This window comes from Sphingomonas sp. Leaf32 (assembly GCF_001421765.1).
In the GTDB taxonomy this organism is placed as follows: Bacteria; Pseudomonadota; Alphaproteobacteria; order Sphingomonadales; family Sphingomonadaceae; genus Sphingomonas.
In genome coordinates, this window is sequence record NZ_LMLA01000007.1 from 32,749 (window position 1) to 47,153 (window position 14,405).

The 14,405-nt window shown below is 68.1% G+C and carries 12 protein-coding genes; 4 read left to right on the forward strand and 8 right to left on the reverse strand.

Annotation, left to right across the window (positions count from 1 at the left end):
• Positions 1 to 206: 206 nt before the first annotated feature.
• A complete protein-coding gene (gene tsaD, locus ASE83_RS07945) occupies positions 207 to 1,247 on the forward strand; it encodes a tRNA (adenosine(37)-N6)-threonylcarbamoyltransferase complex transferase subunit TsaD (RefSeq protein ID WP_055787928.1) in 1,041 nt (346 codons plus the stop codon).
• On the forward strand, positions 1,244 to 2,218 hold the full coding sequence (locus tag ASE83_RS07950; protein WP_055787930.1) for an NAD(P)H-dependent glycerol-3-phosphate dehydrogenase: 975 nt from the start codon (positions 1,244 to 1,246) through the stop codon (positions 2,216 to 2,218). Before tsaD ends, ASE83_RS07950 begins: the two co-directional genes overlap by 4 nt.
• Here the strand turns inward: ASE83_RS07950 and ASE83_RS07955 are convergent.
• The 4 genes from ASE83_RS07955 to metX all read right to left on the reverse strand — a co-directional run bounded on the left by ASE83_RS07955 (position 2,213) and on the right by metX (position 5,547).
• The gene (locus ASE83_RS07955) at positions 2,213 to 3,007 is read right to left on the reverse strand and encodes a DUF72 domain-containing protein (RefSeq protein ID WP_055787933.1); all 795 of its coding nucleotides are present in this window, start codon (positions 3,005 to 3,007) and stop codon (positions 2,213 to 2,215) included. The genes ASE83_RS07950 and ASE83_RS07955 overlap by 6 nt on opposite strands.
• A gap of 40 nt (positions 3,008 to 3,047) precedes the next feature.
• On the reverse strand, positions 3,048 to 3,761 hold the full coding sequence (locus tag ASE83_RS07960; RefSeq protein WP_055787935.1) for a hypothetical protein: 714 nt from the start codon (positions 3,759 to 3,761) through the stop codon (positions 3,048 to 3,050).
• Between the two features lie 74 nt (positions 3,762 to 3,835).
• A complete protein-coding gene (gene metW / locus ASE83_RS07965; RefSeq protein ID WP_055787938.1) occupies positions 3,836 to 4,423 on the reverse strand; it encodes a methionine biosynthesis protein MetW in 588 nt (195 codons plus the stop codon).
• Entirely contained in the window at positions 4,420 to 5,547 is a 1,128-nt protein-coding gene (metX, locus tag ASE83_RS07970; RefSeq protein ID WP_055787941.1) for a homoserine O-acetyltransferase MetX, read from the reverse strand. The genes metW and metX overlap by 4 nt, the downstream gene beginning before the upstream one ends.
• Positions 5,548 to 5,716: 169 nt before the next feature.
• On the opposite strand from metX, the gene hisC reads away from it, so the two are divergent.
• A complete protein-coding gene (gene hisC / locus ASE83_RS07975; protein WP_055787944.1) occupies positions 5,717 to 6,811 on the forward strand; it encodes a histidinol-phosphate transaminase in 1,095 nt (364 codons plus the stop codon).
• Entirely contained in the window at positions 6,811 to 7,758 is a 948-nt protein-coding gene (locus ASE83_RS07980) for a prephenate/arogenate dehydrogenase family protein (RefSeq protein WP_055787948.1), read from the forward strand. Before hisC ends, ASE83_RS07980 begins: the two co-directional genes overlap by 1 nt.
• A 14-nt stretch (positions 7,759 to 7,772) precedes the next feature.
• On the opposite strand, the gene ASE83_RS07985 is transcribed toward ASE83_RS07980, so the two are convergent.
• The 4 genes from ASE83_RS07985 to ASE83_RS08000 form a co-directional block, all read right to left on the reverse strand.
• Positions 7,773 to 9,701, reverse strand: a complete 1,929-nt coding sequence (locus ASE83_RS07985; protein ID WP_055787951.1) for a CocE/NonD family hydrolase — start codon at positions 9,699 to 9,701, stop codon at positions 7,773 to 7,775.
• Positions 9,702 to 9,902: 201 nt separating this feature from the next.
• A complete protein-coding gene (ftsH, locus tag ASE83_RS07990; RefSeq protein WP_055787953.1) occupies positions 9,903 to 11,864 on the reverse strand; it encodes an ATP-dependent zinc metalloprotease FtsH in 1,962 nt (653 codons plus the stop codon).
• Positions 11,865 to 11,933: 69 nt separating this feature from the next.
• Positions 11,934 to 12,971, reverse strand: coding sequence for a tRNA lysidine(34) synthetase TilS (gene tilS / locus ASE83_RS07995; RefSeq protein WP_055787956.1), 1,038 nt, complete (start codon positions 12,969 to 12,971; stop codon positions 11,934 to 11,936).
• 387 nt (positions 12,972 to 13,358) lie between these two features.
• Entirely contained in the window at positions 13,359 to 14,348 is a 990-nt protein-coding gene (locus ASE83_RS08000; protein ID WP_055787960.1) for a hypothetical protein, read from the reverse strand.
• Positions 14,349 to 14,405: the final 57 nt, after the last annotated feature.

The window sequence follows — 14,405 nt, forward strand, 5'->3', positions numbered from 1 at the left end:
TTGTTTTCGCGCAGAGGCGCAGAGGGGTACGCCGCGAAAGCGGCTCCTGAACATAAGGTCTCCCGGTCGCGGGCGAGTATTTCCGATCGCAACCCCTCTGCGCTCTCTGCGCCTCTGCGCGATCAAAATCCTTCTTCTCCGCGCCTCCGCGCCTTCGCGTGAACCAACCTTTCTCCCACCCCCCGATCCGCGCTAAGGCAGACAGGATGTCAAACCCCCTCATCCTCGGTATCGAATCCAGCTGCGACGAAACCGCCGTCGCCATCGTGCGCGGCGACCGCACCATATTGTCGCACCGGCTGGCGGGACAGGAGGCGGCGCACGCCCCCTATGGCGGCGTCGTGCCCGAAATCGCGGCGCGCGCGCATGTCGAAATCCTGCCCTTGCTGGTCGAGGGGGCGCTGGCCGACGCCGGCGTTGCATTGCACGATGTCGACGCGATCGCCGCCACTGCCGGGCCGGGGCTGATCGGCGGGGTGATGGTCGGGCTGGTGACCGCGAAGGCGCTGGCGCTGGCGGCGGGCAAGCCGCTGGTCGCAGTCAACCATCTGGAGGGTCATGCGTTGTCGCCGCGCCTGACCGATCCTGACCTCGCCTATCCCTATCTGCTGCTGCTGGTGTCGGGCGGGCACTGCCAGTTGCTGCGGGTCGATGGCGTTGGGCAGTATCGTCGGCTGGGCACCACGATCGACGATGCGGCGGGCGAAGCGTTCGACAAGACCGCGAAGGTGCTGGGCCTCGGCTATCCCGGCGGCCCGCGGGTCGAGGCGGCGGCGCTGGCGGGCGATGCGAAGGCGGTGCCGCTGCCCCGCCCGCTGGTCGGCACGCCCGATCCGCATTTTTCGTTCGCGGGGCTGAAGAGCGCGGTGCTGCGCGCGCATGACGCCGGCATCCATACGACCGCCGACATCGCGGCGTCGTTCCAGCAGGCGGTGGTCGACTGCCTGCTCGACCGGACGAAGCTGGCGCTGCACCTCGCCGGGCCGGTCAGCGCTTTGGTGGTGGCCGGCGGGGTCGCCGCCAATCGCGCGGTGCGGGCGGCGCTGGAGGCACTGGCGGCGGCAAACGGCCTGCGCTTCGTCGCGCCGCCGCTCTGGCTGTGCACCGACAATGCCGCCATGATCGCCTGGGCCGGGGCGGAGCGGTTCATGGCCGGCCATAGCGATCCGCTGGACGTGGCGGCGCGGCCGCGCTGGCCGCTCGATCCATCGGCGGAAAAGGTGCGTGGGGCAGGAGTGAAGGCATGAAGATCGGGGTCATCGGCGGCGGCGCCTGGGGCACCGCACTGGCGCAGGTCGCGGCGCGCGGCGGCGACGTGACGTTGTGGGTGCGCGAGGGCGAGGTCGCCGACGCGATCAACGCCACCCGCACCAACCCGCTGTTCCTGCCCGGTGTCACCCTTTCGCAAGCGATCCATGCGACGACCGATGCCGGTGCCTTGCACGATGCGGAGGCGCTGCTGGTGGTCGCCCCGGCGCAGCATGTCCGTAGCGTGCTGTCGAGCATCGACGTCGGCACCCGCGCGCTGGTGCTGTGCGCCAAGGGGATCGAGGCGGGAACCCGGCTGCTGGTGGGTGAGGTCGCCCTCGCCGTTCATCCGCAGGCCCCGGTCGCGGTCCTGTCCGGCCCGACTTTCGCGCACGAGGTCGCGGCGGGCAAGCCGACTGCCGTCACCCTCGCCTGTGCCGATGCAGGGTTGCGCGACCGGCTGGCCGAACGGCTCGCGGCACCCGCCTTCCGCCCCTATGCCAGCGACGACGTGATCGGCGCGGAGATCGGCGGCGCGGTCAAGAACGTGCTCGCCATCGCCTGCGGCGTGGTCGAGGGCGCGGGGCTGGGGCAGAATGCGCGGGCCTCGGTGATCGCGCGCGGCTTTGCCGAGATGACCCGTTTCGGGCTGGCGCGCGGTGCGCGGGCGGAGACGCTGGCCGGGCTGTCGGGGCTGGGCGATCTGGTGCTGACCTGTTCCTCGACCGCGTCGCGCAACTATTCGCTAGGCGTCGGGCTGGGGCAGGGGCGCGCCGCCGCCGAACTGATGGCGGATCGCCGGACGGTGGCGGAGGGTGCGTTCACCGCACCGGTCCTGCGCGAGGCGGCGGCGGAAGCCGGCGTCGACATGCCGGTAACGGCGGCGGTCGGGGCTTTGCTGGACGGCACGCCGGTCGCGCAGGTGATCGATACGCTGCTTGCCCGCCCGCTGCGCCGCGAAGGGCTATAGCCGGTCGATCAGCGCCATCGCCCCATGCGGCGCCCGTACCTTCGCACCATTGATGAAGAAGACGAAGGTTTCGCGCGGGGTACGCGCGGGCGGCGTGGCATCGACATAGGGCAGGCCGTCCGGCACCCCGCCGTTCGCCCAGGCTCGCGCCGCATCGGCCCAGCGATCGAGCGCGGCATCGTCATAGCCGGTGGCGACGTCCTCCTGCGCATTCTCCAGCCGGGCGTAGACGAAGTCGCCGGTCACATCGGCGATCGCCGGATGATCGGCGGAATCGGCATGGACGATCGCCACCCCGGCCCTGCGCGCCATCGCCACGAATGCGGGCACGGCGAAGCTGTCATGCCGGACCTGCACCGCATGGCGCAGGGTCACGCCGGCATGGGCGTCGGGCAGCAGCGACAGGAAGGCGGCGAAATCGTCGGCATCGAACTTCTTGGTCGCCATGAATTGCCACAGAATAGGCCCCAGCTTCTCGCCCAGTTCGGTGATGCCCGATCCGACGAACCGTTCGATCGACTCGCCTGACTCCGCCAGCACCTTGCGGTTGGTGCAGTATTTCGACGCCTTCACCGCGAACACGAAGCCGTCGGGCGCGGTCGCGGCCCAGTTGGCGAAGCTCGCCGGCTTCTGGGTGCCGTGATAGGTCGCGTTGATCTCGATCGCAGTGACCGCGCGCGACGCGAATTCCAGCTCCCGCTTCTGCGCCAGCTTGTCGGGGTAGAAGGTGCCGCGCCACGGCGGGAAGCTCCAGCCGCCGATGCCGATGCGAATGGGAGCTTGGGTCATGCGCGGATCGTGACCTGTCGCCACGCCGCTGGCAAGCGCGTCAACGCGCCGCCATGCGATAGCCGCCGCCCGTGACGTCGGTCGACGCGACCAGCACCTGCGGGTCGACCGCCAGCTTCGGCGCCTGCCCACCCTGCCACGCCGCCAGCTCGACGCGATACTGGTCATAGGCGCGGTAGAAATCGACGAAGGGCTGGTCGAGCGAGGCGATGCCGGGCGCGGCGAACCCGTCGATCCCGCCCACCGGCAGGTCGGCGACCTGCGCCAGCATCGGCAGCGCGGTGGCGCAGAACTGGTCGCGCACCGGCGGCTGGGCGAAATAATTGTAGACGCGGGTCATCGCATCGTCGAACCGGTCCTGCCAGTCGCCCCCGCCCCTGCGATATTCGGCCTCCAGCGCCTTGTGCGCGGCGGCGAAGCGGGCGGCATGGACCTTCAGCAGCCGGTTATACTGCGCGACGCCGGTCGGGTCGGCGACGTTGCACTGGAGCGCGGCGACGTTCAGCGCCGACCGCAGATGCCACACGGCGGCATCGGCCGACAGGGCATGATTGGGCGTCGCATAGCTGCCGTCGGACAGGACGGCCGGAATGGTGAGGGTGGCGGCCGCGCCCATCGGCGGTTTGGGCCTCGGGGCGGGGGCCGCGACCGGGACCGGCGGCGGTGTCACCACCGCGACCTCGGGCGTCTTGCGCGTGCAACCATGGAGCAGCGCGGCACTGCAGGCAGCGAGCAGGAGCAGGCGTGTACGCATCGAACCGAATCCCGTCTTGTCCCCCGACAGACGGAAGTATCGGCCGCAAAGCCTGCATAATGGTTAACGCGGCATCAGCGTTTGAGCAGGAACACCGCATGTTCGGCGCGGAAATTGGCCGCCGCCGCCGTCGTCCGCTTGCCCCCCGACAGGAACCATGCGTCGACGACAGTAATGCCCTGTTTGGCGACATAGGCACGGAAATCGTCGATCGTCAGGTGATGGATATTGGGCGTCTCGTACCATTCGAGCGGCAACAGCTTCGTCACCGGCATCCGCCCGCCCCACAGCAGCGACGCACGCACCCGCCAATGGGCGAAGTTCGGAAAGGACACGAATGCCTGCGCACCGATGCGCAGCAGATGGTCGAGCACGACATGCGGCCGCATCGCGGTCTGCAACGTTTGGCTCAGGATCGCATAGTCGAAGCTGGCGTCGGGATAGTCGGCGAGGTCGCGATCGGCATCGCCCTGCATCACCGACAGTCCCCGCGCCATCGCATCGGCGACATTGCCCGGATCGATCTCGAGTCCCCGCGCATCGACGCCGCGTTCGTCGCGCAGCGCCGCCATCAACTGCCCGTCGGCGCAACCGACATCCAGCACGCGGCTGCCGCGTGTGACATTCGCGGCGATGATCGCCAGGTCGGGCCGCAGGGTCATGCCCGTGCCTCCAGAAAGCCGCGCATGATCCGGTCCAGTTCGGGTGAATCGAGCAGGAACGCATCGTGGCCGAACGGAGAGGACAGTTCGACGAAGCTGGCGGGCGCGCCGGCGGCGTTCAGCGCGTGGACGATATTGCGGGACTCGGCCGTGGGATAAAGCCAGTCGGTGTCGAAGCTGACGATGCAGAACCGCGCCTTCGTCTTGCGAAAGGCGTTGGCCAGCACCCCGCCATGCTCCTCCGCCAAGTCGAAATAATCGAGCGCGCGGGTGATGTAGAGATAGCTGTTGGCGTCGAACCGGTCGGTGAACGCCAATCCCTGATGCCGGAGATAGCTTTCGACCTGAAAATCGGCGTCGAAGCCGAAGCTCCTGGCGCCGGCCTGTCCATCGGCGCGCGCCTGCAGCTTGCGGCCGAACTTGGCGGTCAGGCCCGCTTCGGAGAGGTAGGTGATGTGCGCCGCCATCCGCGCGACCGAGAGGCCGGCGGCGGGGGGCGATCCATCGGCATAATATTCGCCACCGCGCCAGTTCGGGTCGGCCATGATCGCCTGTCGCCCGACCTCGTGGAACGCGATGTTCTGCGCCGAATGCCGCGCGGTCGACGCGATCACCACCACCGCCTCCACCCGGTCGGGCAGCGTCGCCGCCCAGGACAGCGCCTGCATCCCCCCCATCGACCCGCCGACCACCGCGCGCAGCCGATCGATGCCGAGATGGTCGAGCAGCATCCCTTGCGCCCGCACCATGTCGCGGATGGTCAGCACCGGAAAGCGCATCGCATAGGGGGTGCCGGTGGCGGGATCGATGCTGGCGGGACCCGACGATCCCATGCAGCTGCCCAGCACGTTCGAACAGATGACGAAATGCTTTTCCAGATCGATCGGCTTGCCCGGCCCGACCATGCGCGACCACCATCCGGGCTTGCCGGTGCGCGGATGGGTGGAGGCGACGTGCTGGTCGCCGGTCAGCGCGTGGCAGATCAGCACCGCATTGTCGCGCGCCGGCGACAGCGTGCCATAGGTTTCATAGGCGATGTCGATCGCCGGCAGCATTGCCCCGCCGTCCAGCGCGAGGCCGGAGGTCAGGGTAGCGCGACGATCGGGGCCGAAACGGGAATCCATCGGCGTGCGGTAAATGCGTGGCGCGGCGGGTTCAAGGCTTGGGGTGGGCTATACCACCCCCGTCGTCATTCTCGCGGAGGCGGGAATGACGATCAGAAGCGGTGTGCATTATGCCAACCTCCGACCCGAACCTTGCGTTCAGGGCCGGCATTTGCCAGTGCCCGAACCCATGAACGCACCCGCTCCGAAGCCCTGGATCCTCGACATCGCCCCCTATGTCCCCGGCCGGTCGAAGACCGATGACGGGCGGCAGGTGGCGAAGCTGTCGTCCAACGAGAATCCGCTGGGCACCTCGCCCCATGCCCGTGCCGCCTTCGCCACCGCCGACCGCAGCCTCGAACGCTATCCCGACGCCGGAGCCGGCGACCTGCGCACCGCGATCGGGCAGGCGCATGGGCTGGACCCGGCGCGCATCATCTATGGCACCGGGTCGGACGAGGTACTGCACCTCGCCGCCGGGGCCTATGCGGGGCATGGCGACGAGGTGATCTTCGTCCGTTACGGCTTTGCGGTCTATGAGATCGCGGCGCGGCGGGTGGGGGCGACCCCGGTGATCGCGCCGGACAAGGACCATGCGACCGATGTCGACGCGATCCTCGCCTGCGTGACCGAGCGGACCCGCGTCGTCTTCGTTGCAAATCCGAACAACCCGACCGGCACCTATGCCCCGCGCGGCGAGATTGCGCGCCTCCACGCCGGGTTGCCACCGCACGTGCTGCTGGTGCTCGACCAGGCCTATGCCGAATATCTGGAGCCGGCTGAGGACGATCACGGCCTCGACCTCGCCAAGACCCAGCTCAATGTGCTGGTCACGCGGACTTTTTCGAAGATCCACGGCCTTGCCGCCGAGCGGATCGGCTGGGGCTATGGTTCGGCGGAGGCGATCGATGCGATGCACCGTATCCGCGCACCGTTCAACGTGACCACCGCCGGACAGCAGGCGGCGATCGCCGCGATCCGCGACAAGGGCTTTGTCGAGGCAAGCCGCGCGCACAATCGCCAGTGGCGGACATGGTTCGAGGTCGAGATCGCGGCGATGGGCAATGCGGGCCTGCGCGCCGTGCCGTCCAAGGCCAATTTCGTGCTGGTGCTGTTCGAAGGGCCGGTCAGCGCGGGCGACGCCTATCAGGCGCTGATGGACCGCGGGTTCATCGTCCGCTGGTTGCCGGGGCAGGGGCTGGCCAACGGCCTGCGCATCTCGATCGGGACCGAGGCGGAGGTGCGCGGGATCGCCGCCGCGCTGCGCGACATCGTGGGCGGCTGATGCTGCCCTTTTCCCGCGTCGCCATCATCGGGCTGGGGCTGATCGGATCGTCGATCGCCCGCGCCGTGCGCGCCGAAATGCCGACGGTGCGGCTGACCGGGCATGATGCCTCGCCGGAAGCGCGCGAGGCGGTGCGGGCGCTCGGGCTGGTCGACGACTGCACCGACCATGCCGGCGCGGCGGTGATCGACGCCGACCTCGTCATCTTGTGCGTGCCGGTCGGGGCGATCGGCCCGGTCGCGGCGGAGATTGCCGCCGACCTGCCCGCCGGGGTGATCGTCAGCGACGTGGGATCGAGCAAGGCGGGGATTGCCGCCGCCCTGGCCGAGGCGCTGCCCGGCGTCGCGATCGTGCCGGCGCATCCGGTGGCCGGGACTGAGCGCAGCGGGCCGGAGGCGGGCTTCGCCACGCTGTTCAAGGGGCGCTGGTGCATCCTCACGCCGGCCGCCGATGCCGATGCGACGGCGGTCGAGCGGGTCGCCGAGTTCTGGCGCCGGCTGGGTGCCGACATCGACACGATGGACGCGCAGCATCACGACCTGGTGCTGGCGGTGACCAGCCATCTGCCCCACCTGATCGCCTACACCATCGTCGGCACCGCGTCCGATCTGGAGGCAGTGACGCAGAGCGAGGTCATCAAATATTCGGCGGGCGGTTTCCGCGACTTCACCCGGATCGCCGCATCCGATCCGACGATGTGGCGCGACGTGTTCCTGGCGAACAAGGATGCGGTGCTGGCGATGCTCCAGCGCTTTTCGGAGGATTTGTCGGCGCTGCAACGCGCGATCCGCTGGGACAAGGGCGACGAACTGTTCGACCTGTTCACCCGGACGCGAGCCATCCGCCGCTCGATCGTCGAGCAGGGACAGGACGACGCGCGCGAGGATTTCGGGCGGGATCACGGGTTAGCGCCAAGCGCGACGTCATCCCGGCCTGCGCCGGGATGACGTGAGCGACCGCGTTACTTCGTCTCCACCACCGGCAGCCACACCGCACTGGGGCTGCTGCCGCCGCGTTCGATCGTCACCGTTGCCTTGCGGTATGCGTCCTTCGGCGCGGTGAAGATGTTCGGGACATAGGTCTGCGGGTTGCGGTCGTAGAGCGGGAACAGCGACGACTGGACCTGCACCATGATGCGGTGCCCCGGCTGGAACACATGGTTCACCGTCGGCAGGCGGAAGCGATAGCGTTGCGTCTTGTTCGCCGGGATCGCCGAGGGCTTGGCGAAGTCGTTGCGATAGCGGCCGCGGAAGATGTCGAGGCTGATGGGGAGCTGGTATCCGCCCATCGCCGGCTGGCCGGGCACGACGTCGGGATAGACGTCGATCACCTTCACCACGAAATCGCCGTCGGTGCCGGTCGTCTTGGCAAAGAGGTCGGCGATCGGCGCGCCCGATACCTTGACCGGCTGGGTCAGCACCGGGGTCTGATAGGTCATGACGTCGGTGCGCCCGTCGACATGGCGCTGGTCGCTGACCAGCCATGCCTTCCACCGGCCGTCGTCGAAATTGACCGGGCGCGAGAGGTGCGGGACCGGCTTGGCGGGATCGGAGACATAGCTGTCGCCACCGGCCTTGGCCGCAGTGAAGCCGAGATCGCCGTCCGCGCCCAGATAGATCGGCTTGAGCGGTGCGGCGCAGCCCTTCTCGCACGCCAGCGGCCATTGCGACAGTTCGTCCCAATGGTTCTCGCCGGTATTGTAGATCAGCGCCTGCGGCGGGGTGAAGGCGGGGCGGCCGTCGCGCAGATACTGGTCGAAGAAGGGGAACAGGTAGTTCTGCCGCCATTGCAGCGCGGTGTCGCCGTTGAACTTGATGTCGCCCAGCGACGATCCGTCATAGTTCGCGCCGCTGTGCCGCCATGGCCCCATGACGAGGAAGTTGTTGCCGCCCTTGCCCTTGGCCTTCAGCGCCTCCCATGCGGTGATCGCGCCGTACATGTCCTCCTGATCCCACAGCCCCTGTTCCCACATGGTGGGGACGTTGGAGGGGTTGGCGGCGATCAGCTTGTCGAGCGCCTGCCCCTGCCAATAGGCGTCGTAGGAGGGATGCGCGACGAAGCGCTGCCAGAAGGGCAGCTGGGCATAGCCCGACGCCTTGGCCCAGTCGTTGGCCGAGCCGACGTTCCGGAACTGGTCGTAATCGTCATAGGTGGTCGATGGCGGCGACGAGCCCGAACCTTTGTAGCCGGTCTGGCTGCCGATCCAGCCGATATTGGCCAGCCGGAATGCACCGTAGTGGAACCAGTCGTCGCCCATCCAGCCGTCGATCATCGGGCTTTCGGGGGCGGCGACCTTCAGCGCCGGATGCGGGTTCAGCAGCGCCATGACGACGGTGAAACCTTCGTACGACGACCCCAGCATCCCGACGCGGCCGTTGCTTTCGGGCAGGTTCGCCTTGTTCACCAGCCAGTCGATCGTGTCATAGGCGTCGGTGACGTGATCGGTGCTCGTGGGGTTCAACGGGCCACGGACGGGGCGGGTGACGACATAGTCGCCCTCCGACCCGTATTTGCCGCGAATGTCCTGGAACACGCGGATATAGCCGGCGCGGGTGAAGACCTCGTCGCCCTGCGGCAACGTCGCGACATAGCTGGTGCTGTCGGCACGGGCGACCCGACCCGATGCGTTGTATGGCGTGCGGGTCAGCAGGATCGGGGCGTTCGCCGCGCCCTTCGGGATCATGATGACCGTGTGCAGCTTCACCCCGTCGCGCATCGGGATCATCACTTCGCGCTTCACATAGTCGTATTTGTCGGTCGGCGGGACGAACTTCGCCGGGATGTCGCCGTTGGGCGGCCAGATGTCTGGGCCGGGCCGGGCGGTCTGTGCGGCGAGGGTCGACGCGCCGAGTGCGAGGGTGCAGGCGAGAAGGAGCGGACGGATACGCATGGGTGCTAGGGACTCCTGACCGATCGCCGGGCGGCGATGCGATGATGTCACATCGTTCGGCGGGGCGTCGGGGAAGTCAATATGGCCGACACGGATATCGGCGATATCGGTCCAAAGTTCACGAAGTTCACACTCGCACGCTATTTGCGTTCGGTATGAAGACCGGTGGTGGAGCGACCGCTCCACCACCGGCAAACGCCATTATGCGCCCTGCGGCGTCGGCGATCCGAAGGGGCCGCGCGGGCGGCGGGTCTTTGGGATCGAGGTGCCTGCGGCGGCCAGCGGGGTGGAGGGCGTGCCCTCGTCCCGGCCGATATCCTCACCCGCGATCAGCCGCTTGATCTCGTCGCCCGACAGGGTTTCGAACTCGAGCAGCGCGCCGGCCAGCGTGTGCAACTGGTCGACGTGATCGGTCAGCAGCTTGCGGGCGCGGTCGAGACCGCCTTCGACGATGCGCTTGATTTCGCTGTCGATCAGCTCGGCAGTCTTGTTCGACATCCGCGCGGGCGCAGACGACGAATAGCCGAGGAAGCTCTCACCCTGTGGCTCGCCATATTCGACCGGCCCCACCGCATCGGACATGCCCCAGCGGGTGACCATGTCGCGGGCAAGCGACGTCGCCTGCTGGATGTCGCCCGAAGCGCCCGACGACACCTTGTCATAGCCGAAGATGATCTCCTCGGCGACGCGGCCGCCCATCGCGACCGAGAGGTTCGCGTACATCTTATCGCGGTGATAGCTGTACGAGTCGCGCTCGGGCAGGCGCATCACCATGCCCAGCGCGCGGCCGCGCGGGATGATCGTCGCCTTGTGGATCGGGTCCGATGCCGGTTCATGGAGCGACACGATCGCGTGGCCGGCCTCGTGATAGGCGGTCATCCGCTTCTCATCGTCGGTCATCACCATCGAGCGCCGCTCGGCACCCATCATGACTTTGTCCTTCGCCTCCTCAAACTCCTGGTTCGCGACAAGGCGCTTGCCCTTGCGCGCCGCCGTCAGCGCCGCTTCGTTGACGAGGTTGGCGAGGTCGGCACCCGAGAAGCCCGGGGTGCCACGCGCGATGACGCGGGCATCGACGTCGGGCGCCAGCGGCACCTTCTTCATATGGACCTGCAGGATCTTGATCCGGCCCTCGATATCCGGGCGCGGCACCACGACCTGCCGGTCGAAGCGGCCCGGACGCAGCAGCGCGGGGTCGAGCACGTCGGGACGGTTGGTCGCGGCGACGATGATGATCCCTTCGTTCGCCTCGAACCCGTCCATTTCGACCAGCAGCTGGTTCAGCGTCTGTTCGCGTTCGTCGTTACCGTTGCCCAGACCCGCGCCGCGATGGCGACCGACCGCGTCGATTTCGTCGATGAAGACGATGCAGGGGGCCGACTTCTTGGCCTGTTCAAACATGTCGCGGACGCGGCTGGCGCCGACGCCGACGAACATCTCGACGAAATCCGACCCCGAAATGGTGAAGAACGGCACGCCCGCTTCACCCGCGATGGCGCGGGCGAGCAAAGTCTTACCGGTGCCGGGCGAGCCGACCAGCAGCGCGCCCTTCGGAATCTTGCCGCCCAGACGGGCGAACTTGGTCGGGTCCTTCAGGAAGTCGACGATCTCTGTCAGTTCGGCGCGTGCCTCGTCGATGCCGGCGACATCGTCGAAGGTGACCTTGCCTTCTTTCTGCGTCAGCATCCGCGCGCGCGACTTGCCGAAGCCCATCGCGCCGCCACCGCCGCCGCCCTTCTGCATCTGGCGCAGGACGAAGAAGGCGATGCCGAGGAACAGCAGGAACGGAAGCGACTGGACGAGGATCGCCATCCAGATGTTCGGCCCTTCCTCCGGCCGCGCGTTCATGACGACGTTCTTCGCGCGCAGCCGCTCGATCAGGTTGGGATCGTTCAGCGCGTTGGTGCGGAACTTGTCGTCATTGGTGTAGGTGCCGGTGATCGTGCTGGTCGCGATGTTGACGTCGCGGACCGACCCTTCGTCGACCTTGTTCAGGAAGGTCGAATAGGGGATCACCTGACCTTGGGTCTGCGTCGACGGGCCGTTGAACAGCTGGACGAAGATCGCCAGCGACACCAGGATGCCGACCCAGATCAACAGGCTCTTCATCCACGGATTGCCGCCGTTGTTTTCGGGGCCGTTCTGCTTGTCGTTGTCGTTCATGCGGACGTGCTACCTCTCAGTGCATCCAAGATAGGCTCGGCGAGGTTAATGGCAATGGAACAACGTCGATCAGTCTGATCGGCGCGGTGGAGCGGGCCGAAAGTGCCAGATTCCGTGGCCGGCCGACGCCAGCACGCCGGCTTTCGTCGCCGTTCCGCCCGAATCGAGCGCATCCAGCAGCGATTCGATATTGGCGGCGTCGGACCAGCGGCCTTCGGTGATGCCGTCGACCAGCCGCACGTCGCCGATCGCGCGACGGGCGAGTCGGCGGCGCAGTTCGCGGGGCAGGTCGGTCATGTCGAGGCGGCATTCCCCGGCTTCGGCGTCCAGACTGCGCGTGCGCCACAGCCAGTCGATCGTTTGGGACAGCGTGGCGTCGACCTCACAGCAATGCGCGGCGGCGGCGGCAAGCCCCAGCGGGTCGAGATGCCCGGCGGCCAGCAGCGTGCGCACGGCGGTGCGGTCATGGCGCGGGTCGGTGTTCGAGGGGTCGTCGACAAAGGGCAGGTCGGCGGAGAGGGCGCGCAGGTCGGCGCGGCGCCAGGTGAGGAGCGGGCGGACGATGGGGAGCGGAGTCACATCGGCGACGGCAGCCACCGCGTCTTTCGGATAACTGGCGTGCCAGCGATGCTGTTCATAGGTCCAGCGCGGCCGGATGCCGGCAAGGCCGGCGGGTCCGGACGCGCGGGCGGCGCGCATCAGGAAGGTTTCGGCCTGATCGTCGGCATGGTGCGCGGTGGCCAGTGCGGTGGCGTGCCCGGCGATCGCCCAGTCGGCAAGCAGGGCGTAGCGGGCGTGGCGCGCTTGTGCCTGGATGCTGGCGCCGGCGGGGGGCGTGTCGGGGGCGAGTGTGGCATGGGAGATGGCGTGGGCGCGGCACCAGTCGGCGACCATCGCGGCTTCGTTTGCCGACGCGGTGCGCAGGCGGTGGTCGACGGTAGCGGCGATGACGGCGTTCGGGAACGCTGCGACGGCGAGGGCGAGGAGCGCCATCGAATCGGGGCCGCCGGAAACGGCGATCGCCAGTGGACGGTCGGGCGTGGGGGCGGTGGCGAGCGCGGTCAGGTCCTGGGTGAAGCGGGTAAGGGCTTTGGGGGGTGGGGTCACGGGCTCGTGCCGGGATGAGGTGGGGGGGGTGCTGAGCTTTCGGTGCAGCGGAGCCTTCCGGTTCACGCCGGCCAGTGCCACACAGCCCGGCCGAGACTGTCCAGACATGGCCATTTCATCCTCATCCGTTTGCTTCGAGCCTGTCGGGAACCGTAGTCGAGAAGGGGGTGCCCAAGGCAGGGCGTTCTCGACTGCCGCTTCTCGACAAGCTCGAACCGAACGGGTATTTCTTGGGCGGACGGGATGCCTTCGCCCGTTGGTGCCGAGCAAGGGCTGAGCGCAGTCCAAGACATGGATCGGAGCACCTCTGTATGTCCTTCGATACGCTGCTTCGACAGGCTCAGCAGCTACTCAGGACGAACGGGTATGGCTGCCGAACGCCTTCCCTCACGCCGCGCATTTGTTGGCGGTGCGCCCCTTGGCCACATCGGCCTTCATCGCCGCCGAAATCTTGTCGCCATAGACGTCGTTCAACTCGCCATAGACGTCGCAAGCTTCCTTGGTCTTCTTCAGCTTGGTGAGGGCGTCGGCGAGGTAGAACAGGCTGTCGGGGGCGCGTTCGCCGTCGGGCATGTTCTTGTAATTGTCGTAGAATTCGCGCGATGCGAGGCTGGGCTTGCCGTCGTCCAGATAGGACCGGCCGATCAGGTTCTGGGCATAGCTGGCGCGGCGGTGCTTGGGGTATTTCGCGACGACCGGGCGCAGCGCGGCGATAGCTTCGGGATAGAGTTTCGCGCTCCACAGGCGGAAGCCGTAGAGATAGCCGTCTTCCGCCGCGTCGCCGGACGACGGCTTTTCGATCGCGGCGATGCGCTGGGCGCGGGCCGGGTCGGCGGCGGCGGGCGCAGTGACGACGGGTGGGCGGACCGTGCCGCCGCCGAGTGTCCCGCCGCCATTGCCGGGGCCGCGCGTCGGGGGCGGGCCGTCGGTCGAGGTGTCGCCCGAGGCGGCGACCGCGCCGGGGGTGGCAGGCGCGATCGGCGGGGCGCCGGCCGATTCCAGCGTCTTCAGCTTCGCATCGGTCGCGGTCCGGTACGCCTCGAACGCCGATTCGAGCTGGCGCAGCTTGTATTGCGCCTGTTCGAGCTGGCCGGTCAGCGCCTGCTGCTGCGATTCGAGCGCGTCGACGCGCGAGGTCAGCGTGGCGAGCGGGCCGCTCGACGGGCTGCCGGGGATGTCGGTCGGCTGGATCGGGGCGGTGATCTGCGGTTCGACCTGGTTGGGCGCGCCGCCGGGAAAGACCTTGCGTTGCACGGCGCGCATCTCGCGCTCCAGCTTGTTGACGCGGGGTTCGAGCGTGGTCGCGGTCTGGGCAGAGGCCGGCACGGCGGCGAGCAGGCCGAGCGCGACGAGCGGCAGGGCGTTGAGATAGCGCATGAAAACTCCCCCCGGAGCAGGTTGGATGGGCCGCACGACCCTAGGCAGGCGAGCTGT